Source organism: Pediococcus cellicola (assembly GCF_001438655.1).
In the GTDB taxonomy this organism is placed as follows: domain Bacteria; phylum Bacillota; class Bacilli; order Lactobacillales; family Lactobacillaceae; genus Pediococcus; species Pediococcus cellicola.
Genome location: NZ_JQBR01000005.1, coordinates 62,488 through 87,405, shown reverse-complemented (window position 1 = coordinate 87,405; position 24,918 = coordinate 62,488). Strand labels below are relative to the sequence as shown.

Genomic DNA, 24,918 nt, shown 5'->3' with positions numbered 1-24,918 from the left:
CCTCCAATTATATTTTTGGGTGAAGCCCACTAATTAAAACAGCCACCAAGTACTGTTTAAATTAATGTGTTGATCGTCTCAGAATTGAAATACCCCCAACAACTTTGTTATACCACTAATTTTGAAAATTGGCGTAAAAAAACACTTTTTTAATTTAAACTTGATTCAACTGGCGTATGATAAAAAATAAACTTAATGGAGTTCACAACACTATGCAACAAAATAATTTAGAAATTAGACCGCTACACACATCTGAATTAGAAGCCTTATGGCAATTAGCCTTTAGCGACTCACATGCTGAATGGACCAAATGGAATGGCCCATATTTTCATGATGTTTTACCTACTAAGCAAGCATTTTTAACCACCATCGGGCCCAAAGAATGGCTAAGCAATAAGTATCGCTGGATCATCACTTTCAATGATGAACTAGTAGGAGCCTTATTTGCCTATTATGATGATGGTTCATTAAAACGATGGCTAGACGTCGGAATCACAGTTTACCGAACAGACCTTTGGGGACAACATATTGGGCAGCGAGCACTAAAGTTATGGATCACACATCTTTTTGACGAAGTCATTGATTTGCCTCACATCGGTTTAACAACTTGGTCTGGAAATTTACGAATGATCAATCTTAGCAAGAAAATTGGTCTTCATTTAGAGGGCAAAATTCGTCAGGTTCGGTACTGGCAAGGAAAATACTATGATTCCGTGAAACATGGTATTTTACGTTCTGAATGGTTTTGATTAAAAGTTTCATATATACAATAAGGTAGACAAACGACTAACACTGTCGGTTGTCTACCTTATTTTGTTATTAAGTTTCTACAACCTCACCATCAAATAATGGTGTATTTATTGTTTCGACATCATTAGCGATTTGTGGCTTTGCTTGTAATTCCTCTGTAACCTAAATTAGTTCAACTATTTTGTAAAACTTCCATCGTTTCGCTCCAATTTTATTTTAATCTTTTAATTGATTTTTCATTTTTGGTGTTGTACGATATTTTTATGGTACTCATTAATTATGTCAATACATACGCAAAAAAGGTTCAAAAGGGTTCCAATGCTCCTTGAATCTTTTTCAGCAATCCGATTTAAGATAGGCGTGATCTTTATGAAAAAAATTAGACGTGTCGTCATCAGTGATTTTTTCGATAGTCTTTCTATAGGTGCTTTTACTACATATGCTTATTGGTACATTTACGAAACTACAAAAAATCAATCCTTAGTTTCCATTCTCGGTACAATTTCAATGGCTGCAATGTTACTATCATTCATCGGAGGCTACATTGTTGATCAGCAAAGCAAAGTAAAGTTACTTCGTGCAATTATTTTAATTCGTTGCTTACTTGTTGTGATTGGTCTGTCGTTATTATATTTATTTCACAGTAATTTAAAAACACTGTTTCTTGTTGTAATTGCCAACTCCTTACTTAGCATAGTTTACACACCACTAAGTGAGTCAATTGCACCGGTACTTGTGGAGAATAAAAAAGAGCTTTTTAAAGCAAATTCATGGGTTTCTCTAGCTAACCAACTTGCGTCTGTGAGTTCATCCGGCCTTTCCGTCTTGTTTGTACTGTGGAAAAAGCCGATTTGGGCATTATTTGGTCTTGGTTTATCTGTCTTAATTTCGTATCTCACAATTTTGCATGTTCCATCAGATGCTACTCCCATTCAAGAACATAGTCTAAGCTTCGGAAAGACAATGAGCGATTTTAAACACGGCCTGTTACTAATTGTTCATAATCGCTTAATAAGTCTTATGATTCCAATTGCTTTAATTTCCAATTTCTGTTTTTGGTCTATTTGGTTACTCATGCCTAAATATAGTGTTGATATATTTAACCAATACAAGATCGTCTACAATATCATTGATATTTCATTTACAATTGGCGGTATTTTAGGTGCCGCAGCCTTTTCAAAATATCATGGCCGACTTAAAACCGGCGTATTTTATCCTACATTACTTGTTGGGCAATCAATGATGTTAATCTTGCTTGGGATTAACGCATGGGTTAGGCCCTCAATAATTAATGTCTTTTTTGTATCTATTTTGTGGATTGGATATGGTATATTCAACAGTATTTCTTCAGTCATTTATTTCTCAATAATTCAAATGTCGGCCAACAATGATACTATTGGTCTCATTATCGGTGCAGTACTCACCATTTTTTCTTTAGCAAATCCGATTGCTGCTGCCTTAAGTGCTCCAATATCTAGGCTTTACACACTACCAACTATTATAGTTATTTTTGGAAGCATTATGTTATTTGCGGCTTTAGCAGTCTTTAGCCCTTACTTTAACAAGGAATTGGCCAAATATGACAAAAATTATAATTAGAAACATATTTGGTCGATTTCCTTATACAACTAGAATGAAACTTCTAGTCTTTGGTTATTTAAAGGAATATTAACTTCATATTCCGATTTTTAATCAATTTTGAAAAAATTATTATGAGACACCTTTGTTATGTATGACCATTTTGTACCCAAAAAGGGGTTCTGAAAAATTAATTTTTCAGAACCCCTTTGTTTATGACAAGTTGAATTTTGTTGTTTCGTTACCCTATTATTAGGCTTCTACAGCCTCATCATCAAATAAGGGTGTATCAATTGTTTCAATATATTTTGCGGCCTGTGGCTTTGCGTACAATTCTTCTTCGTCTTTTACAAACAATTTCAAGCCTGCTAATTGGGCCATAGCAGCTCGTACCGCTGTAGCATCTAAACCTTCGTTAACGTACTTTAACTTAACGTGGCGTACCTTACCAAGACTGCTCAAAAATTCCATATCTAATTGTTTCATCATGTATCCTCCTAATTTTATATACATAGTCGTAAATTGAGTGAGATTTTTATTTTATTTTAATTTAGTTATTAATAATTTTTTCCGTTGTGGTTACAGTAGCAAAATCAAATGTGTCGTTTGAAACGGCTTCAAGCACATTGCCAAGTCCTTTGATTTGGTCATCACTGACAACTTCAGGCATATTTGCGAAGCTGCGTTTGAGACCTTTCTCATGACCTTCACCCGTCATTGTGATTGAAACAGCAGTTTTTAACCAGGATTTTTCCATTTTGATTTCCTCCATTTTTTTAAATTAGTTTTTCGTAAGTGTCGCGACGGCTTACATATACTAATAACGTTTGAAGAGGCCAAATGTAAACAAAGAAAATTAAAAAGATAAAAATTATTTCTGATTCACTAGTTTCGGCCCTTAAAAAATATATGTCTAGGACAGCTCGGCAAAGCAAAAGGCGGTAGATAAGCATGATTCCTGCGGGATTACGATCCCGCATACATCACCACCACTTACCTAGTCTAGGACAGCTCGGCAAAGCAAAAGGCGGCAGATAAGTATGATTCCTGCGGGATTACGATCCCGCATACATCACACTTATCTACCGCCTTTTACCGCTTTGCCTCGCTCACTTTATTTAGTTAAACGGATCATAAAACCTTCCGCCATTCACCCTAAATAGATAAATACCTACCAACACCACTACCGCAACTCCCAACAAGGCCACAAAGTCATTTTTCTTCATCGGCCGCTGCGCGTACCAACTTCGCTTCTTCAATTTACCAAACCGACGCAACTCCATCGCCTGACTTATCGTTTCTATCCGATCCAAACTCGTGAAAATCAACGGCAACAAAATCTGTGCTGCCGCCTTCACCCGATGCGTCAATTTTCCTTTTTTCGAAATTTCATTGCCACGTGCCTGCTGTGCCTTGCTAATCTGCCGATAATCCTTTTGCACATCCGGAATATAGCGCAACGCTAATGACACCGCATAACTAATGCGATACGAAATTCCAATACGGTTCAAGCTTGATGAAAACTCACTTGGATTCGTCGTCATCAAAAATATCAACGCCAACGGAATTGTAAAAATATATTTCAAAAACAAATTAAATTCATAAAAGAGCTGCTCCCACGTTAAATTATAGGGACCAATTCCCTGCCAAATGACATGTGCCGACCCATATAAATGCACACCATACTGCGGTCCAAATATATAGACTGCAGCCAGATTCAGTACTGAAAACGCCGTAATAAAACTTAAAACAAACGAAACTTCTCGAAATCTGATTCCAGAAAGCCGAAACAGCACTAGTGAACCCACGGTCAAAACCAATAAAAAGCGCGTGTCAAAACTGACCATGCCAATGACCGAAAGTGCAATCAAACCAATTAATTTTGTAGTTCCTGTCAAACGATCTACAAAGTTATCTCGTTTTTTATACCCAATTAAGACATTGTTATTCATGTGCACGCCCCACCTTCTCTTGAGCAATAAAGCTTGCAATTAACCTCTCCGGAGCTACATTAACTCGTTGTGCGAGCGTAAATAAACTGGTTTCAACTAATGAGGCCTGTTTTAGCAAATCTAAATTGGCAAACAATTTCATCGGTTGATCATCATAGGCAATGGCACCATCATTTAAAACAACCACACGATCTGTATATTCCATCATTAAATGCATATCATGCGTAATAAAAATAACAGTAATTCCGTATTGCTGGTTTAAATCACGAATAAAAGACATCATCTCTGTATAATGACGCCAATCCTGACCTGCTGTTGGTTCGTCTAAAATCAAAAGTTCCGGATCTAAGACCAAAATTGCCGCAATGGTAACTCTTTTTTTCTGTCCATAACTTAAAGCCGAAATTGGCCAGTGACGAAAGGCATATAGCCCACAAACCTTCAATGTTTTGGCTACTTTAGCGTCAATCTCATCCGAATTGACACCACGGAGTGTTAGTCCTAAAGCAACTTCTTCTGAAACGGTATTTTTCGAAATCATCATATTGGGATCCTGAAGGACATACCCAATGTGGTCCGCCCGTTCTTTTATGGAGGCATCATCAATACTTTCACCATTTAAATCCAAACTACCGGAATTCTGATGCAAAAAGCCGGTAATAATATTACTCAGTGTTGTTTTACCTACCCCATTTTTGCCAACCAAACTAACCATTTCACCGGCCTGAATACTGAGGTTCAATTGACGTAAAATTGGCCTAGAATCATAGCTAAAAGACAGGTTCTTTATTTTAAGAATCGGGGTCTTTTTCGCTTTTGCGGCAGTTACCGTTTGTGGTTTAACCCAGCTTTGCACACTCTGAGCAACGGCAGAGGAAAGCTGAATTTTTTGAATACTGTCTACATTTTCGACTGAATCTAGTTTCACACCCGCGTACTTCAAAGCAGACAGATACAAAGGCTCACGCAGTCCTAAACTCATCAAAATGCCGCTTTTCAAAAGGGCTTCAGGCGTATCGTTAGCCACAATTTTACCTTGATCAACCAAAATAAGCCGATCCACTGGCTTGTACAAGACATCTTCAATGCGATGTTCAATAATAATTGTGGTCGTATGATCCTGTTTTTGCATCCCATCAATTAACTCAATGGAAGCACGGCCAGCCACTGGATCTAAACTAGCCAAGGGCTCATCGAATAAGAGAATTTTTCCCTCATCCACTAACACACCTGCCATGGCAACTCGTTGCTTTTGACCACCCGAGATTTCTTGTGGATGATTATTTAAAATGGCCGGAATGTTTAATCGCTGCGCCCATTCATGTGCTTTTTTTTGCAGTACAGGCTGATTCTCATCATCATTTTCCAGTGCAAATGCAATGTCTTCGGCCACTGTCAATCCTACAAATTGTGTATCCGGATCCTGCAAGACAGTGCCAACTTTTAATGAAAGGTCAAATATGGTCTGTTTCTCAGCTGGTTCGCCATTGATCAAAATTTTACCAGACAATTGTCCGGGATAGGCAGTCGGAATTAAGCCGTTGATTAATCGACTGATTGTGGTTTTTCCTGATCCTGAGGGGCCCGCAATCAAAACCTTTTCACCAGGATAAATGTCAAAATTTAGATGATGCAGCGTGGGCTTAGATTGACTGTGGTACTGAAAACTAACATCTTGAAAACTAATGATTGGTTTCTTCATAAAATTAAGACTCTTCCTTTAAGCTACCTTTCTTAGAACGGGTATTGGCATAAGCCACTAATAAAATTGTTCCCAAAATTCCAACTGAAAGGGCATTGCAGATCACTGAAGTTATTCCTTGTAGATAAACTTTAGAAGCTGGTTCTGAATAGATAAGTACATCTCCGGTTGGCGCAATCACACCCCATACCAAAATCGTAATAATAATCTGGTAAACATTAAAAAGGATTAATTTTCGTTTCGACAAAGCACCACTTTCAATATTCAGGGATTTTTTGGTTAATCCAAACAGAACACCATAGATGCCATCAGCAATGATCCATGTCCACCAAGGTTCACCCCAGGTTAAATCAGTAAACATGTGTCCCAAAAAAGCAATCAAGCCACCCGCAATGGGGCCAAAAATAGCTCCCATTAGTGCTAAGAATCCATAGGCTAAGTTAATATTCGTATTTGGCACACCAGTTGGAATGGGAATATAACGCATTAATACAAAGAAAATTGCGGTCCCAATTCCGATTGCCACAACGGTTCTTACTGAAATACCTTGTTTTTGGTTCATAAGTCTCTCTCCCTTATGTAAAATATTTTTAATTTTTGTAACCTAGATCATAAAAAAACGCCCTCACTTCAAATTTGAAGTAAAGGGCGTTTCACCGCGGTGCCACCTTTATTTAAACGAAAAACGTTTATCTTAATTCATAAAGGCTTCGCACCTGCAGCTTCACTTTTGGAGTTCACCGCAACGCTCCCAGACCATCTTCAGCACTGCCTCATTACTAGCTTTCACTATCCTAGCTCTCTTTAAAATCGGCTTTGTTCCTACTCATCTGTTCACAGCGTTCTTTAATATTCTGAATAAGTTTGATAATACTCCAAAACGAACTTTATAACAAGTCTTTGTACTAAAAATACGCAAACAAAAAACGAACAACCATAAATTTCGTTGGTTATTCGTTTACTAACTTTTAAAAATTTAAGCATTTTTACCGATGGTCTTTCGACGTGTCACTTCCTTGGCATCTGCGACATCAGAATCTTTGAAACCAAATGCCCATGTGCAAGCAAAGCCCACAACCAGCGTCACAATTGTTGCAATCCAAAAGTTAATTTCATTACTGATACCGCCACCAAAACGAGCTGGTGTAAAGAATGATGGAAATCCAATAATTGAACCCGTAAATCCATACATATTAACATTCAACAATCCGGTAACTAAGCCCCCAGCTGCCGCACCAATATTAGCAGTCAAGAACGCTCGTCCATACTTCAAGTTAATACCATAAATAGAAGGCTCTGTAATTCCAACAAACGCTGAAATCGCAGCAGCACCTGAAAGTTCCTTAATGGATGCAATCTTTGATTTAAGGAAGATCGCCAATACGGCGGCACCTTGTGCAACCATTGTCATTGAAACAATCGCATTTAAATAACTGTAACCCTTTGAAGCAATATCATTGGCAATCAAAGGTACAATCGCCCAGTGAAGTCCGAAAATAACCAAAATCTGATAGAAACCACCGATTAACAATCCGGCAATTGGGTAATTGAACTTCAATACAGCATCTAAAACAATTGAAATTCCAGTACTAATCAAAGTAATAATTGGCCCAACCACAATCATAATCAAAGCAGAAACAATCATCACTTCAAACAATGGGACAAAAATCATTTGGAGAATTTGTGGAATCCATTTCTTCAACCAAATTTCAATGTAGTGTGCCATCCATGCACCCGCAATAATTGGGAAAATTGTGTAGGTGTAATTAACCATGTGAATCGGTAAACCAAACAAGTTTGTGTTTAAAGCCATCCCTAATAAATGTCCTGATACTTTAGTTCCGGTGGCAATTGAAAATAATGAAGGATAAATTAATACACCACCAATAATAGCCATGATCACAGGGTCAGCTTTCAAACGACGTGCAGCGGTAAAACCAACAATTACTGGCAAGAAATAGAATGCTGCATCACCCATTGCTGAAATAATGATATAAGTTTGAGAAGTAATCGTTGTCCAATGGAAATACACAGCCATTTGTAGTAATCCTTTTAAGATACCACTTGCGGCCAACAAACCAATGACAGGCATCATTGAACCGGTAATCACACCAATTAAGGCATCAAAACCATCTTTTACTTTTTCGGTAAACTTCCGATTGTCTGGGTCCTTAGCCGCAGCCGCTGTTTCTGCAATGGCAGCTTCTGTTGCATCTGGATCCTCATATTCATGACCAATTTGATCGATCACAGCATTATAAACGTCAGTTACCGCGGCACCAATGACGACTTGGTATTGTCCTTGAGCATGGCGAACAGAGATAACACCATCCAAATTCTGAATCACATCATCTTTCGCGATACTTTCATCCTTTAAATAAAAACGTAAACGCGTAATACAATGAATCAAACTTTTAATGTTTTCCTTACCACCAACATTTTTAATAATGTCAGAAGCAAGCTGTGTATAATCTTTTGCCATTTTAAATACCTCCTTACTTAACCGTTACCGACCCAATATTTGCCTTAGCTTGTGTGTCACCAGTTGTAACGTTTAGATGATCCAACTTATCCGCAGAATTCGTAAATACCACAATGATTACATCGTCCAACTTGGCAGCTCTGATCTGATCTAAATCAATCGTCGCGATCGGATCCCCACCATTGACAATATCGCCGGCTTTTACATTGATGGTAAACGGAGCACCTTTCAGATCAACCGTATCAACACCCATATGAATCAAGACCTCTAGCCCATTTGCCATGGTAAACCCTAACGCATGTTTCGTACTGGCTACCATAGTAACTGTTCCAGCAACTGGACTCACAATATGCCCGTCACTAGGCTTAACACCAAGACCTTCACCCATTGCTTTTTGAGCAAATACTGGATCACTCACTTCACTCAAATCAATCACTGTTCCAGTAACTGGTGCGTAGATCGTATCATCAGCCGCCACTTTTTTCTTTTTCCCAAATCCAAACATTGATATCTCCTCCCATCAGATAACAATTCAAGTCTAAATTAGTTTTTAAAGCGCTTTCTTAACAACAGCATCATGATACATCTTGTCTATACATCTTGTCAAATTTTTAAGCTTTTTACTCTTAAACCCTTTTATTACGCGGTTAAATAAAAATAACAAGACCAATTATTTGTTTTGACTTGTCTATACTAGTTTTAATATGTTAAAATGGAAGCGCTTTAGGAGGCGAGCTATCATGCGTAATAAATACAGTGCCATTTATCATGACATAGCTGACAAAATTGTACATCGCATCTACCCCGTTGGCAGTTATTTGCCTAGCGAAACACAACTTTCACAACTCTACGGAACGTCACGTGAAACCATCCGCAAGGCACTCTCTGAACTTTTAATCAACGGTTTCATTCAAAAAATTCGTGGTAAAGGTTCGATCGTTTTAAATTTACAACGCTTTAACTTTCCTGTTTCCGGAATTACATCATACAAAGAGCTGAATCGGTCTTTAAATATGCATTCGAAAACTGAAGTCCTCTGCATTGAAGATCGGCACGTTCCAGTTGAAAAGTTCGATTATCAAACCACTGAAGCTCTCCCTGCTACTTATGTGGCCAGGCTTAGAAAAATTGACCAGGATCCCATTGTTTTAGATCGTGATTATATATTAAAAAGTGTGGTTCCTCATATTTCACATGCGGTTGCCGCCGATTCTTTATACGACTATTTTGAAAACAAACTAGGGTTGACTATTAGTTATGCTACGAAAACCATTACGGTTGAACATCCCAGCGTGGAAGAGAAAAAATGGCTTGCGTTAAACGAGTATGAAGACGTTGTTGTCATCCGCAGTCGCACTTATTTGGAAGATACAACCCTTTTTCAATTTACAGAATCTATCCATCGACCAGACAAATTCAATTTTGTAGACTTCGCGCGTCGGCAAAAAATCAGTTAGGAAGGTGTATGAAATGACATTTCAAGATAAAGTAATCTATCAAATTTATCCGAAATCTTTTTATGATAGTGATGGAGATGGGATTGGCGATTTACGCGGAATTATTCAGAAAATTCCTTATATTGTAAAGCTAAATATCGACATGATCTGGTTCAATCCTTTTTTTGTGTCCCCACAAAATGATAACGGCTATGATATTGCGGATTACTACAAAGTAGATCCTAAATTTGGAACCATGGCTGACTTTGAAGAACTAGCTACTAAACTTAAAGCACATCATATTGGTATTATGCTAGATATGGTGTTAAACCATACTTCTACGCAACACAAATGGTTTCAAAAAGCTTTAGCTGGCGACAAAAAATATGAGGCTTATTATTACATTCGTGATCCCAAGCCCAACGGTGATTTGCCCACAAATTGGGCATCTAAATTTGGTGGCCCTGCGTGGGCAAAATTTGGGCAAACTGGAAAATATTATCTCCATCTTTACGACCCCACTCAAGCAGATCTAGATTGGCATAATCCAGAAGTTCGTAAAGAACTATATAGGGTCATAAATTTTTGGCGTGCAAAGGGCGTACATGGATTCCGATTTGATGTTATTAACGTCACCGGTAAGCAAACCAAGTTGAAAGATGCTCCCAAGAATGTCGCTAGCAAGACCTTGTACACCGATACGCCAATTGTCCAAGATTATCTCAAGGAAATGAATCAAGCGAGTTTCGGGCAAGATCCAGAGTCAATTACTGTCGGCGAAATGTCTTCCACCTCTGTTGCTAACAGTGTTCAATATACACTCCCGGCTAATCATGAATTAACCATGGTCTTCACATTCCACCACTTAAAGGTGGACTACGCAAATGGTGAAAAATGGACCAAAGCGCCTTTTGATTTCATGCAACTCAAGCAAATTTTAAATGAATGGCAACTTGGCATGGCTAAAGGTGGTGGTTGGAATGCACTTTTCTGGAACAACCATGATCAACCCCGAGCAATTAATCGGTTTGGTGACCCTGTACATTACCGCGCCAAGTCTGCAGAAATGTTAGCGACAACCATGCATTTACTACGGGGAACGCCCTACATTTACATGGGAGAAGAGATTGGTATGAGCGATCCTGATTATCAATCAATGACTGATTACGTGGATATTGAAAGCAAAAATGCCTATAAGGCACTCTTGGTCTCCGGAATGACTCCAGCTGAAGCTTTTGAGATTGTCAAAACTAAATCACGAGATAACAGCCGCACCCCGATGCAATGGGATAATTCAAAGTATGCCGGCTTTTCACCCCACAAACCTTGGCTAATGCCAACTAATCAAGACGAAGTTAATGTTGCTGAAGAACTTGCACATGGTGAGATTTTTACTTATTACCAAAAATTAATACATCTTCGCAAGACACAGCCCATCATTTCTGTGGGTGATTTTGAACCTTTACTCGAAAAAGATTCTCAAGTCTTTGCGTACTTGCGCCATTACAAAGACCAAACTTTAGTTGTTTTGAACAATTTTTACGGTAAAGAAACCACGGTTCAGTTACCAGAAGATTTGTTAAACGAGAAGAATCGTATTTTGATTTCAAATTATGAAAAGCCCACCACATTTGGAAAAGAAGTGACTTTAAGACCTTATCAGTCAGTGGCTTTCTTGCTTAATAAATAAGTTCCTTTAAATCAAAAAGATCTCAGCGATAAATTTTACCACTGAGATCTTTTTGCATGTGCTTACGTTTGCGTATCATACCAAATATGCACTCTGTTACTTAAATTTACTGTATTTTGGCTGTATATGCCAAAACAAAACCCGTAAAACAAATGACAATTGGTACCATTAAATGTGGCCACATGAATGCTAGCCACCCCAAGGCCAGGACAACACTTAATAACGCCGCCACATTCACTGCTTTTTGCGGTTTTCATTTTTTGGGAAACCACATCCAGATAACAGCAACCAGTAACAGGAACGCAATTAAGTACATCATGATATCAGTCAAGTGGAAATAATGCCAATCAGATCGATCAATGTGATCGATTCCCCAACCAAAGTAACCCACAAAAATCGTAAAAAGTGAGGTTAATGTGGCAATAAACCTTAATAAATAAGTCAATGCTTTATTTTGTTTTAACATCACATCACCCACTTATATTTCGCGTAGACACTCATAAGAATCAGTAACAAACTGAATCCTAATAGTGGCGTTATGCGACTCTCATTAGTAGCGGGTAATTCTTGGTTAGCAGCTTTTTTCGCCCGCTTTGGTTTGTCCGCAAGCTGTTTTACGTTCCCAATTTTTTTAACATTTTGGTCAGCAATAGCTTTAATAAAGGCCTTTAAATCACCATTCTTTAATGCCGTTTTAGCGGCTGAAGTCAAATTCAGCTGGCCTTGACTCACTTTCACTGCCCCGTGAACTCCAAAAGTTTGGCGTTTATACTGATTACCGGAAATCAAAGTAGCCATAACAGCCTTTTGGGCATCAATTTGGTATACAAGGTAGCGTCCCTGACCTAAATTAAAAATAGTTCCCGCATTAGATGCTTTCTTGATAATTCTGGTACTCAGGACATGCTTTGCCTGATCTTGCAAGGTTACTTGCAATTGGCTACTGTTGATAGACAATGTGGTCAGAATTTCACCACTAGGCCAGGTCTGCACAACCTGAGTTGGAGGAATACCCGGTCCTTCTTCAGAAACCTCGGATTTCATTCCTTCTTTTACCGTTGTCAAAATACTTGTAACGTGTCCACTAGGACTAGTTAATGAGCCATCCGTTTGATAGTCGTTTCCGCTCATAAGCCTTTTCAAGCGTACATAGCCATTAGACAATACCGAAACTTGTGTCTGTGTTTTGTTAGCAGAAACAACATTCACCGTTTCGTTGCGTTTCAAAGTTTTCAAAAGTTTAAATCCCACAATACTATATTTATTTTGTGTCGTTCCAACACGATACCCCCCATCACGACCAACTATCACAGCTATTTTTTCGCCGTTGGGGTAGGTTTGAATTACGTCTGTTAAACGTCCTAAAATGATTTCCGAAACTGTAATGGATTTATCGGAACTAAAGACAACATCGTTCATCGTTTGCGTATAATGTAACGTAATCATTTTGGACTTTAATGGAAACCATCCCGTTAAAATTGCCGGATTACTAATCAAAGTTTCTCCATCTGATTTTAAGGGACTAATTTTGTACCGATTGCCATAATAGCCTGTAACGGCACGTTTTACGCCCTGCTCTTCATCAAGATCATTCTTCCAATCATCGATATCACGAATGGTTAATTTTACTTTTACCCCTTGATACTTAAAAATGATTGCGGCATGGTGAGGTGCATATCGACCTGTCACATTCTGCTTTGCTTTCAAACGGTAACCCTTAATCGTCTTTTGTAATTTTGTGGCATCATATGAGCTACCGACTGCACCTGATACAGTTTTTTCTGCGGCAATAGCTTTATTATTTTGATTGACATATTTCACCACAATTTTAGGACGAACTTCTGACGCACTGGAAATATTGGATGCTGCCGTACTAGTTGGAATTTCACCGGTTGCCGTATTCTTTTGAGCATAAATCGGCACTTCCAAAAATACCATGAAACTTAATAGCGATGCCGTAACAAGCCATATTTTTCGATAAAATTGACGATTTGACATGACACTCACCCGCCCTTCAAAAAACGGAATATCTAACTTTTGTGCTTTGCAAACCTATTAATGTTGGTAATGATGCTTCCCACATAGTGAAAGGCAATGATCAAAAAGCAGGTTCCAACTATTGCCAACCAAAAATCAGGCTGAAATAGACGTACTCGTTTTGCTAATACGGAATCTAGAATTTGCAGAATCAAAACTGTCCCTAAAGTACCTACAAAACTAAGCGAAATTCGGTTAAAATATTTTGCCAATGCGGCTTTTTGCAAATGAAAATAGGCTTTCATACCCATTGCGAATTGATGCAAGGCATACCATAGTAAGCCGTATTGAATAATCAAAACCAAACAGTAACCCACCGCAAATGGGTACGTAACGTGCAACCCAGTTGTGCCAACATGAAAATTGAATGGATTAGAAATGATATACATAACTGAATTTCCTTTAAACGAATGCATAATATCCGCCGTAAAGTAATTCCAAACGCCACTAACTTTTTGCCAACCGATCACTAAAATAAGAAACTCTAAAAAAGATAGGATAGCCGATAGATAAGGATCATATTTTTCACGCATGCCACATTCCCCCTTCTTTCACCAATCATAGCTATAATTACCAATTGTTGAAAAGTAAAGAATTCCGATTCGCGTGATGGTAATCTTAATATCGCCCACACCCGAAAGCTCAATTTTGGGTTGGGATGGTGCAATGGTCGTGATACCATGGTTTTTCAATTGATTTTTATGATCTGTTGTTAAATTAAGGTGTGTGTTTACAGCCGTATTTGCCGTTGCGTACCCATTAATTGCAAACCTTGCACTCAACTCCGGCGACGTTAAACAAAGTACAAAAATAATGGCAAAAGTCCAGGCAATCTTGTTGACGTGTCTAAGCGGTTGGTCGCGATTGCAGATAATCACCGTGAGATAAACATTACAAATTAGAACGGTGACTACACTGAACAGACTAACTGACAGCAGATAAATCGGAGGATTAGCAGCCACAGTCGCTAGAATTAGCCAGATTAGCGCTGCTAAATTTAATTTGCGGCTTTTAAACAGAACCATCAGCAGCAAGACCGTAATCCCTACGATGGGTGCAAAGGACAAGGCCGCAGCACCCATAAACAAAAACGGAAAATGAATACCCGTGTAAAGGATGATGGCACGTAATTCCCATAAAACATTTAGACCTAGCCAAACACAAAAATAAAGCAGTAACTTTAAATATCGATTCTGCACCGGCGCCATCCCCTTCATAGAAACCGTTTCCATTTATCTAAATATTAGCACTTTGTCTCAGTAAAACAACTATATTTAACTCTCGCACTGTTCCGTATAGATTTAGACCAAATTAAAAAGCCATTTATTCCTTCATAGAATAAACAGCGCTAATAATAATTGATATTACGATGATTGGCGATTGGCCAGCGCCAAGATAAAGACCGTGCTTAAAATTAGGACTGTCCCAATCGTTTCAACAAACCCGAACGTCAAATTTAAAAAAATGACAGAAAAAATCGTTGCGGCCAACGGTTCAAAAGCATCTAACAATCCCGTAGCCGTAGCCGAAATGTAAGCCAAGCTTTCCAGATAAATGAAATAGGCAATGACTGAACCAAATATGACAATGAATAAATAACCAGCCCATCCTAGTAAATCAAACTTAGGTACATCACGCCAAATGGGTTGCACAAACATCAACAAGACAGCACCAATGACCATAGACCAAGCTGAAACCGACAAAGATCCGTATTGATTTAAAATTTTGGCTGGTAATAAAACATAGGCTGCGGCGGCCACTCCTGTCATCACACCCCAGAATAAAGCTGCGGGAGAAATGGTGAGTGTCGTTGGATTGCCACCTGTAATTAACAAGTACGTACCCACTAACGCAGCAATAATTGCCCAAACATCACCACGCCGCGGCACTCTCTTATAGTGCAAAATAGTAAAGACGACAATAAATACTGGTGACAAAAATTGAAGAATTGTAGCGGTTGCCGCATTTCCAACTTCTACAGCTTTATAATACACAGCTTGCATGGCAGTCATCCCAAATATAGTATAAATCACCAACTGAACTAGCGCCCTTTTATCATGCCAAATTCTAAATAGCTTTGGCCGTTCTTTAGTTTGTAGCCACCCAAATACTAATAAAATGAGACCACTAAATAACATTTTTGAGCTTATTAACCATCCCAGTTTTAGGTTGTAATTTGTAAATAAAAGCTGTGCAATTGGACCCGATATGCCCCAACATATCGCGCCAATGGATGCATATAAAATTCCTCGTGTTGACCTGCTCATTCCTTCGTCCCCCAGCACTTTCTAAATTACGATTTCTGCTTTCAATTATCTGACTATTGCAGAAGCAACGCAATGGTGATTTTGAAGAAATGGCCTACATTAACATCCCACCCACATAGAATTCCGGTTTTTAGGACCGCTCGACAAAACAAGTGTAAATAAATAAGCATGCTTCCAGCGGGGTATTCTCCCCGCATCCAGCATTTCCTTGCCCTGCTTTTCTCCGCTGAGCTTTAGGACCGCTCGACAAAACAAAAGACGGAAATTAAGCATGATTTCCTCGGGATTACGATCCCGCATACATCATGCTTAATTTCCGTCTTTTACCGTTTTGTCTCGCGCACTAATACCTTAATATTCCCGCCGCCACCTTATCGGTTGGCATATCTTCTGTATCCAATAACACGACGCGACCCGCACTCTGCATCGTCTTATCCACAACATCATTCACCAAGTTGTTTTCCTGAGCCTCCAACGACTCCGTATCCAACTTGCCTTCATCATCAATCATTCCCACAACCGTGGTATCACTTCTCACAAACAACGTATCAATCTGACCAGCCACCGCACACCTTACCAACTCACGCATATCGCTCGTTGCCTTATTCTTGTCCTTGGCTGTTTCATACCGCTGCTTTTGCACATCCATAATCTGCTCAAACCACTTATGTGCAACCGGCCGCATCTTATTCTCCAATTGATCAATACCTAAGCCATTCGGTGACTCCTCAATTTTTAAGTGATGTGACAAATTTTTATTTTTCGAGACCTGACGGAATTTCGCCTGATTTTCTGGTAAGGCAAACACAATTGTCATCAAACTCTCGGGATGCGCGTAATTTGTTGTGACATATTGATCTACCATTTGATAATAATTAATTTGATCAATTGTAACTTCCTGACTCTTTTCATTATGCCCATGATAAGCCACCGCAACATCGCCACCATGACTTGATGCGGCCCGGAAAGTTACCTCTCCACCAACTAACTCATTATCACCAAGTGCTTCCTTCAAAGTTCGCGGCGCATCCTCATCTAGGCGTACCTTTTCCAAATCGTAACCATCACCCCGATAAAGCTCAAATGAAGTCTGATTCAATGCAATTAACAAGTATTCAAATTTCATTTGCAATTCTTGAATGATGGGTAAAACATTGGGTTGACGTGACACCGACACTTGATTTGAATAAGCTTCTGAAAGTTGAAAGCTTTCTACTTGATCCATATTGCCTATTAACGCTGTTGAACGTCCTTTGTTATTTAACCAGAAACTATTATCTTCGCCGTAAATTCCTAATTTACTTAAATAACTTTCATGATCCAGCTTAGGAAACATCTTAGTAAGCCGTTCCTTAGCTTCTCTCATTAAGTTCTTAAAAGTAATTTTTGTCTGCTGAATTTCTTTTAAGTCAGTTGGATTATTCACAATCATTGTGACAAAGGGACCATTTTCTGAACTCAATAAATCGTATAAATCATTTCTGTTAATTCGCATTGGTCATTCCTCCAGTAAGCATATTAGATATGAAAGCCTTTTCTACATCTTAAACTCAGCATAGCATGTTTCCCTCGAAAATTCCAGTATAGTTATAGCTTTCATAAGAATAAAATTATTATATGCCTAACAAAATACTAACCCGCAACAGGTTTAAATAATTCAAAATGAGCTTTCAAGTACTTACCCGTCTCGCTTTTTACTGTGCTGGCAACTTCTCGAGGTGTCCCGGATGCCACAATCTGACCCCCTAATTGACCGCCTTTAGGCCCAAGATCAACCACATAATCGGCATTCGCAATCACATCAAGGTCATGTTCAATGATAATAATGGTGGCTCCTTGATCAATTAAGCGATCAAACACGTGAATTAATGTTTGAATGTCCAAGGGATGCAACCCCACAGATGGTTCATCAAAAACAAATAAGGTACCGCTTTGCTTACGTCCCATTTGTGAAACTAACTTCAATCGTTGTGCCTCACCGCCAGAAAGAATTGGTGTACTCTCGCCTAAGACTAAGTAACCCAGTCCCATTTCATTCAATTTTTCTAGAATAGTACTGATTGCGGGAACCTCTTTAAAAATAGGTAAGGCATGTTCCACATCTAGTGCTAGAATATCGGCAATGCTGTAACCATGCCACTTTACCGCTAAAGTTTCGTCATTATATCGTTTGCCATGGCACACAGGGCATGTTTCTACCATGTCCGGTAAATATTGAATATCAAGCGAAATTGTCCCGGTTCCCTTACAATTTGGGCAAGCACCTGAACCCACATTGTATGAAAAATGACTCGCCGTCCATTTTCTTTGTTTAGCTCCGGTTGTATTGGCAAACAGAACCCGTAAAGTATCCAAAATACCAGAATAAGTAGCTACCGTTGAACGCACATTTTTTCCAACTGGCACAGAATCAACCATCACCACGCGATGAATATGGGCGCGATCCAACTGTGTGACGTGCTTTGGTAACGGCTGTTTTTTGATGGCAGCTTTGATGGCCGGAATTAGACTATCCAAAATTAACGTCGTTTTTCCAGCCCCTGAATAACCCGACACAACGCTGAGACGGCCTTTTGGAAAGTGGGCTGTCACATTGTGCAGATTGTACCGATCAGAGACCTTAACCGTGATGTCACCCTTATCAAACAGTTGGGCTTTAGGAACTTGATTACGAACTAAAAGCTTAGCCGTTCCATTTAAAAATGGGGCAATCAGTGAATTGGAACTTTTTTGAATGGTAGGAACTGTCCCGTGATCAATAACGGTCCCCCCGTTTTTGCCAGCTCCGGGACCAATTTCAATCACATAGTCGGCCGCTGAAATAATGCGCGTATCATGATCGACAACGACTAGTGAATTTCCTTGTGCCACAAGTTGATGCAAGATCTTGATTAAACCACTCACGTTGGCTGGGTGTAAGCCGACTGACGGTTCATCCAGTACATAAAGCACACCGGTAGTTTGACTTCGTAACGTACGACCAAGCTGGATTCGCTGTAGTTCACCAGTCGATAAAGTATCACCAGCACGATCTAACGTGAGATAGTCTAAGCCTAAATCTAAGACTGGTTGCAGGCTGTCTTTTAATTCACCGACCAAACTAGTACCCAATGCCTGCACCTGTTTGGGTAACCACGGCACAATTTTTGGAATAAATTGCGTTAATTCGGTAATAGTCATTTTAGAAACTTCTGCGATATTTTTATCAGCTAACTTGGTTACCAATAGTTTGGGATTAAATCGACTACCATGACAAGTTGGACACACATCAAAGGAATAGAATCGGTTTAACCGGGTAATTGCCCGTTCATTAGCGGTGGTGGCTAAACTATCTTCAACTGCTGCATACGCATTTTCAAATTGCGCATTATCCATATGAAAAATTTTACCCGTTTTTGACGGAATATTAATTGCGTACTTTTTATTGGCACCATGCCATACTTGTTCTTGATCTTTGGGGCTCATCTGATTGAAGGGCGTGTCAATTGGAATGCCAATTTGTTCCGCCACATAAATCATAAAGTTACGGCCTGGCAAACGCCATGAAGCAACCGCGCCTTCCCGCAAAGTTTTGGTTTGATCAGGAATGAGACGTTCTTTTACAATTTGACGAACTTTACCAATCCCATTACATGTGGGACAAGCGCCCTCGGAATTAAAGGCAAAGCTTTCAGCGCCAGGTGCCATAAACTTCACGCCACACGTTGGGCAAACTACATAACCCATATTTTCAGCTACTTCCAATGTCGGTGGCACTCGATGCCCATTAGGACAGACATGGGATCCCAACCGGGAAAATATCAGGCGTAAAACATTTAAGCTTTCTGTCATCGTACCCACTGTGGAACGCACACCAGGCACCGTGGGCCGTTGGCGCAGCGCCAAAGCAGAGGGCAGATATTTTACTTCATCCACGTTTGCCTTTCCAACTTGGCTAATGCGACGGCGGGTGTATGTCGACAACGAATTCAAGTATCGGCGTGCTCCTTCAGCATAAAGGACCCCCATTGCCAACGAAGATTTTCCGGATCCAGATTTGCCCGTAATTGCTACAAATGCGTTTAAGGGAATTGTCACGTTGAGATTCTTTAAATTGTTAACATGGGCTCCCATCACTTCAATGTTGTCAGGGATGGTTTCTTTATGTTGAATTGCCATTTAGAACGCCTCTTCTTTCTGTTTATTTCTCTTTCAGTATAACGCGCTGAAATCATTGACCATAACAAAACACGTTCTGAAGTTCAGATTGAACTTCAGAACGTGCTGCTTTTTCTTATACTAAGTAAATCACTGCAATCAATGCTACTACAGCCACAATTGCAGATACTCCTGCCAACAATTTGTTAACCTGCCATTTTTTAAATGCATAGTATGCACAAAACAGCATGACAATAAATGATACAAGCAAAACCCAAAATCCCATCTAAATCATCCCCCGAATTAAACTCTGAATAACGCTAATATTACAAATGCATAAACAATCTCTACTACCATAACTAAAAGAGTTAATAAAGCTCCCAATAATCTTTTAAAAAAGTTACCTTGAAATCTTGGTAAAAACTCAAAGTATGTCCCGATTCCCAAAATTCCGGTTCCGCCAACACCAATTCCAAACTCTTGCCATAAGATTGTTAACCAAGGCCCTGCTATAAGACAAAATACCGCAAAATAGAGGACATATTTTAACACCTTGAAATTTGATTTTTCTTCACTCATTGAGATAACCACTTCTCATTTTTATTTTTTGTTAGTTGCAACCTGTATATTTCAAAAGATCGGCTAACATCTAAATTATGCGCAAAAAATCATCAAAAAGGAAGAACGCATTGCTTTACATGCTGACACTAGTTGTTTACATTAGGGTATTTTTGTTATAGATTCAATAGTAACAGAAAAAATGGGGGGATTTACAATGTCAATTGCACTACAATTAAAACAAGCCAGAGAAAATAGCGGCTATTCACAAAATGAAGTTGCCACTATTTTACATATTTCCAGACAATCAATTTCAAAATGGGAAAATGAACGTGCTTATCCCGACCTAGACAACCTAATAGATTTAAGTGAAGTCTACAAAGTCTCGTTAGATGACCTTATCAGGGAAAAACAGGAACTTAAAGAAAAGTTGGACCTAAATGATGCTCAAATTGACGAACAACAAAAAAGGCTTAGTAATGTTAATACTAAACTCTATCAAAATACCGATGAAGGGCTTATTTTGTTAATCGTCTCTTTGATAAGTACCATGATTCCCCCCGTGGGTATTTTTGTCCCCATGTACGTCTTATGGCGAAACAACAAATACAATAGTTTATACAAAACCATTATGCTTGTTAGCATTATCGCAATCATCGTCAGTCTTACTAATTCTTTTGTCATTTTTTCAGATCTTTTTCTAAACCTGGGTACCAATACCGTCTATCCAACTAAATAATAAAAGTATAAAATGAAGTTTTCTAATAAATCTATATTCATAAACCAACAGAACATCACCAACTTAAAAAAATTATTCTGAACTTCAATAGTTGTTGTCATTTTTATTTAGTATGTAAGCATGCAAATCTTTGAACATCAATCTGGCTTTACCTGAAACCTATGAGTACAGTAAAAATTAATGACACAAACAAGATACTAAGAAAAATGCCTGCCAATAATTTATTAGTTTGTTTTTGGCTAAAGAGATAATAAAGTCGAACTTAACATTATGACGTATTGCATTCTTTCTTGAACCTTCATTTCTCATCACTGTCATTTACTTAATCTTTTATTGGATATATCTTTTAAATAGTTTCAAATTTCTTATCTGAAAGGAGTAACAAAATGTCTTTACAATTAAAAGCATATCGTGAACAAGCACACCTTTCACAAGATGATGTGGCAAATGCCATTATGGTTTCTCGACAAGCTGTGTCAAGATGGGAAACTAACAAAACATACCCCGATATTGACAACTTAATGAGTCTTAGTAAACTTTATGGAATCTCTCTGGACGAATTATTATCAGAAAGTCCCAAAATTAAAAGAAAGCTTGCATTAGATGCTAAACAACCTCAAAAGAAGTCTACAAAATTTATAAATCGAAAAACGTATAACGCAAATGATGAAAGTTTTGAATTAATTACAATTACACTTTTGAGTGCTATTCTTCCAGTCTTTGGCGTATTTATCCCGCCATATATAATGTTTAGAAATAATAAATTCAACCGATACTTTATTTTAATCTATATCATAGCTATGATTGTTTTTCTTGTTAGCCTATTTAACTGCTATCTTTTCCTCTCAGACATTTTTACCCACTCATCAACTGAAATACATTTGGATTAACTAGTTACTCTCAGCTTTCCATGTATTATTTCACTTGTAATTGCATGTACATGAACGCCATACACTTTAGTTATTTGATTCTTACGAACAACAATTTTGTATGAGGCTTTCTAAGAAAATGTTTTTGTGTGTGACACCGTATAAGTGTGACTATTCGCATAAGCATTAGGAACTTTCCAAAATAGCACCAGCAAAGATATAAACAAAACTAAAATAACATTAATTTTTTTCATTTTTTCCTCCTTGATTTCAGAATCAATCAAAAAGAGGAAAAAAATAAGCAACACGTAGTTGAGTAACTACGTGTTGCTGCTATTGCTTTAACAAACTGAAGTTCATAAGAACTGAAAATTAATGATATCAAAAAAGACCAGTTTTTCAACTAGTCTTCATTGTCATTCATTATTTAGCTAATTCTTCGCGGCCAATTTCAAGATAACGATCCATATCTTCCTTTGGCACCATACTACCACCGGTTGCCCAAACAATATGATTTGCATTTTTCATTGGGAAATCAGCCGATAGATTTTCTAACGACTGATCCATAATTGTGAATCCAGCAGCTGCCGACGGTTCCAATCCAATTTTCTCAGTTTCATACAAACGAACAACATCTTTCATCATATCTTCGTCTTTGAAAGTTGCCGTTCCTAATAACAAAGTCCGCATATTCTTACCAGCAATTCTTGATGCGCGACCAACAGCCAACCCATCAGCTTTAGTCGTACCGTCAATACCAATATCATAAACAGAAATTTTATCATTTAAACCAGTAACCATCCCTAAGGTAACAGAAGGGATATGTGTGGGTTCTGCAAAAATAGCATGTGCATTTTCGCCTAAAACCTTCTTTAGACCAAAGGTAACGCCACTTGGACTGCCACCGACACCAGCTGGTAAGTATACAAACAAAGGGTGATCCTTATCAACTTTAATTCCCTGAGATTTTAATTGGGCTTGTAGTCGCAATGCAGCAACCGAATAACCAAGGAATAAATCATATGAACCTTCATCATCAATGAAATAAGTCATTGGATCAGCTGCAGCCGACTTGCGAGCTTCAGTAATCGCATGTGTGAAGTTATCGTTGTACTCGACGACATTCACGCCAAATGAACGTAACTTATCTTTCTTCCATTGTGAAGCATCGGCTGACATATGAACTGAGGTTCGGAAGCCTAATCTTTGCGCCACAATACCAATTGAAAGGCCTAAATTACCAGTTGAGCCCACCGCAATTCCATATTTGGCAAAAAGATCGTGATACTTCTTGCTGGCTAACACGGCGTAATTATCCTCATAAATTAAGCCGCCTTCTTGAATGGCCACTTTTTCAGCAAATTTCAAGACTTCATAAATTCCACCACGAGACTTAATCGAACCGGAAATTGGTAAGTAGTTATCAGCTTTGAGGTACAAGCCACCTTCAATTTCATTTGTAAAGCTTTTATTTAGGCGAGCCTTCATGTATGGAAGGTCTATTAATGGTGACTCAAGGATTCCATGAGTCGCCACCGTCTCTGGAAAAGCTACTTCAAAGTATGGTGCAAATCGATGGAAACGTGCTTCAGCATCAAAAACATCTGCAATTCCAATTGAAAGATCAGCTTTCTTACCATAATCAGGGTTACGCCAGAAAAAAGGCTTTAACTCCTGCATTGTTTTTACTTCTGGGTACTTTTCGATCAAAGCATCGACATTCATTCTCTAGATCTCCCTATTCTTGTTTTTGTACGTTATCCAGTATAACAACAATACTGTGATTTTTTAAGTATACAGCAACAATTTGTTTTAAACCTTTACCATTAATTATGCAATTACCACAATACAAAAAAGTCGTAAATGATCTCTGTTACAACACCACGGCCTTCTAAGAATTCTATTGAACACGTTAAAGAATATCGAGTAAAATATTCAAAATATATGCTCATATCTACATAGTGTGTGAGTACTATACCAATCGTCAAGAACTGAACATCAAATCAAAAAGAAAACCAGATTTATATTTTTCCTCATTATTCAAAGTTTTTTCCAATTAAGCATAGATTAACATTCTAAACGCTAACCTCACCCTCGTTCACCTGATAAACTTGATCAGCAACACTTTGAATGACAAAACGATCATGACTGGCAATTAAAATAGTTTTGTCCTCATTTTTCAACTCCCGCAACTTGTCCTCAAAAGTTTGCACAGATGCTTCGTCCAAGCCGTTAGTCGGTTCATCTAAAATAATTAATTCTTGATTTTCCATAATAGCTTGAATAATTGCCAATTTCTGTCGCATTCCCAATGAAAACGACTTAACCTTTTCATCTTTATGGTCAATCATATCAAACAATTGCATTGCTTCTAAAATCTGTTTTTCTTGGATTTCATTTTTAATTGCGGCTAAATATTTGAGATTATCAAGTGCCGTATAATTATTAATAAAACCAGGGGTTTCCAAAATGGTACCAATATTGACTTGTGGACTAGATCCCAGACTTATCTTCTCTCCATTAATCTCAATTTCACCAGAATCTAACTTAATCATCCCTAGAATTGCACGAAAAAACATCGTTTTCCCAGATCCGTTAGGTCCTACAAAGCCTGTGATAGTTCCTTTTTCAATGTTCAGATTTATATTTTGTAGAATCCGTTTATGTTTAATTGTTCTTGAAACATTCTTTAAATTTATATAACTCATTTAAAATTCTTCT

The 24,918-nt window shown here is 38.3% G+C and carries 24 protein-coding genes and 1 other annotated feature; of the genes, 6 read left to right on the top strand and 18 right to left on the bottom strand.

The window, feature by feature from the left end; translation table 11 throughout:
• Positions 1-212 precede the first annotated feature (212 nt).
• The gene (locus IV80_RS05940) at positions 213-749 is read left to right on the top strand and encodes a GNAT family N-acetyltransferase (RefSeq protein WP_057750942.1); all 537 of its coding nucleotides are present in this window, start codon (positions 213-215) and stop codon (positions 747-749) included.
• Positions 750-1,119: 370 nt separating this feature from the next.
• Positions 1,120-2,349 (top strand): MFS transporter, encoded by a 1,230-nt coding sequence (locus IV80_RS05935; RefSeq protein WP_162259300.1) that lies wholly within the window; start codon positions 1,120-1,122, stop codon positions 2,347-2,349.
• Between the two features lie 231 nt (positions 2,350-2,580).
• On the opposite strand, the gene IV80_RS05930 is transcribed toward IV80_RS05935, so the two are convergent.
• The 7 genes from IV80_RS05930 to IV80_RS05900 form a co-directional block, all read right to left on the bottom strand.
• A complete protein-coding gene (locus tag IV80_RS05930) occupies positions 2,581-2,817 on the bottom strand; it encodes a DUF2922 domain-containing protein (RefSeq protein WP_338045654.1) in 237 nt (78 codons plus the stop codon).
• A 61-nt stretch (positions 2,818-2,878) separates the two neighbouring features.
• On the bottom strand, positions 2,879-3,085 hold the full coding sequence (locus tag IV80_RS05925; RefSeq protein ID WP_057750933.1) for a DUF1659 domain-containing protein: 207 nt from the start codon (positions 3,083-3,085) through the stop codon (positions 2,879-2,881).
• A 361-nt stretch (positions 3,086-3,446) separates the two neighbouring features.
• Positions 3,447-4,280: an energy-coupling factor transporter transmembrane component T family protein gene (locus IV80_RS05920; protein WP_057750931.1), complete on the bottom strand. Its 834-nt coding sequence runs from the start codon at positions 4,278-4,280 to the stop codon at positions 3,447-3,449.
• Positions 4,273-5,982 (bottom strand): ABC transporter ATP-binding protein, encoded by a 1,710-nt coding sequence (locus IV80_RS05915; RefSeq protein WP_057750928.1) that lies wholly within the window; start codon positions 5,980-5,982, stop codon positions 4,273-4,275. The genes IV80_RS05920 and IV80_RS05915 overlap by 8 nt, the downstream gene beginning before the upstream one ends.
• Positions 5,983-5,986: 4 nt before the next feature.
• Positions 5,987-6,544, bottom strand: coding sequence for an ECF-type riboflavin transporter substrate-binding protein (locus IV80_RS05910; RefSeq protein ID WP_057750925.1), 558 nt, complete (start codon positions 6,542-6,544; stop codon positions 5,987-5,989).
• A gap of 79 nt (positions 6,545-6,623) precedes the next feature.
• Positions 6,624-6,829 (bottom strand) — a binding site (T-box leader).
• Between the two features lie 129 nt (positions 6,830-6,958).
• A complete protein-coding gene (locus IV80_RS05905; protein WP_057750922.1) occupies positions 6,959-8,464 on the bottom strand; it encodes a PTS transporter subunit EIIC in 1,506 nt (501 codons plus the stop codon).
• 13 nt (positions 8,465-8,477) lie between these two features.
• Positions 8,478-8,969: a PTS sugar transporter subunit IIA gene (locus IV80_RS05900; protein WP_057750920.1), complete on the bottom strand. Its 492-nt coding sequence runs from the start codon at positions 8,967-8,969 to the stop codon at positions 8,478-8,480.
• Between the two features lie 235 nt (positions 8,970-9,204).
• Between IV80_RS05900 and treR the strand changes: the two genes are divergently transcribed.
• On the top strand, positions 9,205-9,921 hold the full coding sequence (gene treR / locus IV80_RS05895; protein ID WP_057750917.1) for a trehalose operon repressor: 717 nt from the start codon (positions 9,205-9,207) through the stop codon (positions 9,919-9,921).
• A gap of 13 nt (positions 9,922-9,934) precedes the next feature.
• A complete protein-coding gene (gene treC / locus IV80_RS05890) occupies positions 9,935-11,590 on the top strand; it encodes an alpha,alpha-phosphotrehalase (protein ID WP_057750914.1) in 1,656 nt (551 codons plus the stop codon).
• Positions 11,591-11,843: 253 nt separating this feature from the next.
• Here the strand turns inward: treC and IV80_RS05885 are convergent, their stop codons facing one another.
• The 9 genes from IV80_RS05885 to IV80_RS05850 form a co-directional block, all read right to left on the bottom strand.
• Positions 11,844-12,056 (bottom strand): hypothetical protein, encoded by a 213-nt coding sequence (locus IV80_RS05885; protein ID WP_057750910.1) that lies wholly within the window; start codon positions 12,054-12,056, stop codon positions 11,844-11,846.
• Positions 12,056-13,588, bottom strand: coding sequence for a MucBP domain-containing protein (locus tag IV80_RS05880; RefSeq protein WP_057750907.1), 1,533 nt, complete (start codon positions 13,586-13,588; stop codon positions 12,056-12,058). Before IV80_RS05880 ends, IV80_RS05885 begins: the two co-directional genes overlap by 1 nt.
• 32 nt (positions 13,589-13,620) lie before the next feature.
• Positions 13,621-14,160 (bottom strand): hypothetical protein, encoded by a 540-nt coding sequence (locus IV80_RS05875; protein ID WP_057750904.1) that lies wholly within the window; start codon positions 14,158-14,160, stop codon positions 13,621-13,623.
• An 18-nt stretch (positions 14,161-14,178) separates the two neighbouring features.
• Entirely contained in the window at positions 14,179-14,826 is a 648-nt protein-coding gene (locus IV80_RS05870; protein WP_162259299.1) for a hypothetical protein, read from the bottom strand.
• A gap of 165 nt (positions 14,827-14,991) precedes the next feature.
• On the bottom strand, positions 14,992-15,894 hold the full coding sequence (locus IV80_RS05865) for an EamA family transporter (protein ID WP_057750898.1): 903 nt from the start codon (positions 15,892-15,894) through the stop codon (positions 14,992-14,994).
• 343 nt (positions 15,895-16,237) lie between these two features.
• The gene (locus tag IV80_RS05860; protein ID WP_057750895.1) at positions 16,238-17,389 is read right to left on the bottom strand and encodes a baeRF6 domain-containing protein; all 1,152 of its coding nucleotides are present in this window, start codon (positions 17,387-17,389) and stop codon (positions 16,238-16,240) included.
• Positions 17,390-17,526: 137 nt separating this feature from the next.
• Positions 17,527-20,052 (bottom strand): excinuclease ABC subunit UvrA, encoded by a 2,526-nt coding sequence (locus IV80_RS05855; protein ID WP_057750892.1) that lies wholly within the window; start codon positions 20,050-20,052, stop codon positions 17,527-17,529.
• Positions 20,053-20,167: 115 nt separating this feature from the next.
• On the bottom strand, positions 20,168-20,317 hold the full coding sequence (locus IV80_RS10100) for a hypothetical protein (protein WP_157048830.1): 150 nt from the start codon (positions 20,315-20,317) through the stop codon (positions 20,168-20,170).
• A 17-nt stretch (positions 20,318-20,334) separates the two neighbouring features.
• Positions 20,335-20,610 (bottom strand): hypothetical protein, encoded by a 276-nt coding sequence (locus tag IV80_RS05850; protein WP_057750889.1) that lies wholly within the window; start codon positions 20,608-20,610, stop codon positions 20,335-20,337.
• Between the two features lie 196 nt (positions 20,611-20,806).
• On the opposite strand from IV80_RS05850, the gene IV80_RS05845 reads away from it, so the two are divergent.
• Together IV80_RS05845 and IV80_RS05840 are read left to right on the top strand one after the other, a co-directional pair.
• Entirely contained in the window at positions 20,807-21,328 is a 522-nt protein-coding gene (locus IV80_RS05845; protein ID WP_057750886.1) for a helix-turn-helix domain-containing protein, read from the top strand.
• A 386-nt stretch (positions 21,329-21,714) separates the two neighbouring features.
• Positions 21,715-22,218 (top strand): helix-turn-helix domain-containing protein, encoded by a 504-nt coding sequence (locus IV80_RS05840; protein ID WP_057750885.1) that lies wholly within the window; start codon positions 21,715-21,717, stop codon positions 22,216-22,218.
• Between the two features lie 402 nt (positions 22,219-22,620).
• Here the strand turns inward: IV80_RS05840 and IV80_RS05835 are convergent, their stop codons facing one another.
• Together IV80_RS05835 and IV80_RS05830 are read right to left on the bottom strand one after the other, a co-directional pair.
• Positions 22,621-23,922, bottom strand: a complete 1,302-nt coding sequence (locus IV80_RS05835) for a D-serine ammonia-lyase (RefSeq protein ID WP_057750881.1) — start codon at positions 23,920-23,922, stop codon at positions 22,621-22,623.
• A gap of 350 nt (positions 23,923-24,272) precedes the next feature.
• Complete coding sequence (locus tag IV80_RS05830) at positions 24,273-24,905, bottom strand: ABC transporter ATP-binding protein (RefSeq protein ID WP_057750878.1); 633 nt, start codon at positions 24,903-24,905, stop codon at positions 24,273-24,275.
• Between the last annotated feature and the right edge of the window lie 13 nt (positions 24,906-24,918).

Excerpts from the sequence above, each read along its gene's own strand:
- IV80_RS05940 (WP_057750942.1), top strand. The coding sequence starts at position 213 with ATGCAACAAAATAATTTAGAAATTAGACCGCTACACACATCTGAATTA.
- IV80_RS05935 (WP_162259300.1), top strand. The coding sequence starts at position 1,120 with ATGAAAAAAATTAGACGTGTCGTCATCAGTGATTTTTTCGATAGTCTT.
- IV80_RS05930 (WP_338045654.1), bottom strand. The coding sequence starts at position 2,817 with ATGATGAAACAATTAGATATGGAATTTTTGAGCAGTCTTGGTAAGGTA.
- IV80_RS05925 (WP_057750933.1), bottom strand. The coding sequence starts at position 3,085 with ATGGAAAAATCCTGGTTAAAAACTGCTGTTTCAATCACAATGACGGGT.
- IV80_RS05920 (WP_057750931.1), bottom strand. The coding sequence starts at position 4,280 with ATGAATAACAATGTCTTAATTGGGTATAAAAAACGAGATAACTTTGTA.
- IV80_RS05915 (WP_057750928.1), bottom strand. The coding sequence starts at position 5,982 with ATGAAGAAACCAATCATTAGTTTTCAAGATGTTAGTTTTCAGTACCAC.
- IV80_RS05910 (WP_057750925.1), bottom strand. The coding sequence starts at position 6,544 with ATGAACCAAAAACAAGGTATTTCAGTAAGAACCGTTGTGGCAATCGGA.
- IV80_RS05905 (WP_057750922.1), bottom strand. The coding sequence starts at position 8,464 with ATGGCAAAAGATTATACACAGCTTGCTTCTGACATTATTAAAAATGTT.
- IV80_RS05900 (WP_057750920.1), bottom strand. The coding sequence starts at position 8,969 with ATGTTTGGATTTGGGAAAAAGAAAAAAGTGGCGGCTGATGATACGATC.
- treR (WP_057750917.1), top strand. The coding sequence starts at position 9,205 with ATGCGTAATAAATACAGTGCCATTTATCATGACATAGCTGACAAAATT.
- treC (WP_057750914.1), top strand. The coding sequence starts at position 9,935 with ATGACATTTCAAGATAAAGTAATCTATCAAATTTATCCGAAATCTTTT.
- IV80_RS05885 (WP_057750910.1), bottom strand. The coding sequence starts at position 12,056 with ATGTTAAAACAAAATAAAGCATTGACTTATTTATTAAGGTTTATTGCC.
- IV80_RS05880 (WP_057750907.1), bottom strand. The coding sequence starts at position 13,588 with ATGTCAAATCGTCAATTTTATCGAAAAATATGGCTTGTTACGGCATCG.
- IV80_RS05875 (WP_057750904.1), bottom strand. The coding sequence starts at position 14,160 with ATGCGTGAAAAATATGATCCTTATCTATCGGCTATCCTATCTTTTTTA.
- IV80_RS05865 (WP_057750898.1), bottom strand. The coding sequence starts at position 15,894 with ATGAGCAGGTCAACACGAGGAATTTTATATGCATCCATTGGCGCGATA.
- IV80_RS05860 (WP_057750895.1), bottom strand. The coding sequence starts at position 17,389 with ATGCGAATTAACAGAAATGATTTATACGATTTATTGAGTTCAGAAAAT.
- IV80_RS05855 (WP_057750892.1), bottom strand. The coding sequence starts at position 20,052 with ATGGCAATTCAACATAAAGAAACCATCCCTGACAACATTGAAGTGATG.
- IV80_RS10100 (WP_157048830.1), bottom strand. The coding sequence starts at position 20,317 with ATGGGATTTTGGGTTTTGCTTGTATCATTTATTGTCATGCTGTTTTGT.
- IV80_RS05850 (WP_057750889.1), bottom strand. The coding sequence starts at position 20,610 with ATGAGTGAAGAAAAATCAAATTTCAAGGTGTTAAAATATGTCCTCTAT.
- IV80_RS05845 (WP_057750886.1), top strand. The coding sequence starts at position 20,807 with ATGTCAATTGCACTACAATTAAAACAAGCCAGAGAAAATAGCGGCTAT.
- IV80_RS05840 (WP_057750885.1), top strand. The coding sequence starts at position 21,715 with ATGTCTTTACAATTAAAAGCATATCGTGAACAAGCACACCTTTCACAA.
- IV80_RS05835 (WP_057750881.1), bottom strand. The coding sequence starts at position 23,922 with ATGAATGTCGATGCTTTGATCGAAAAGTACCCAGAAGTAAAAACAATG.
- IV80_RS05830 (WP_057750878.1), bottom strand. The coding sequence starts at position 24,905 with ATGAGTTATATAAATTTAAAGAATGTTTCAAGAACAATTAAACATAAA.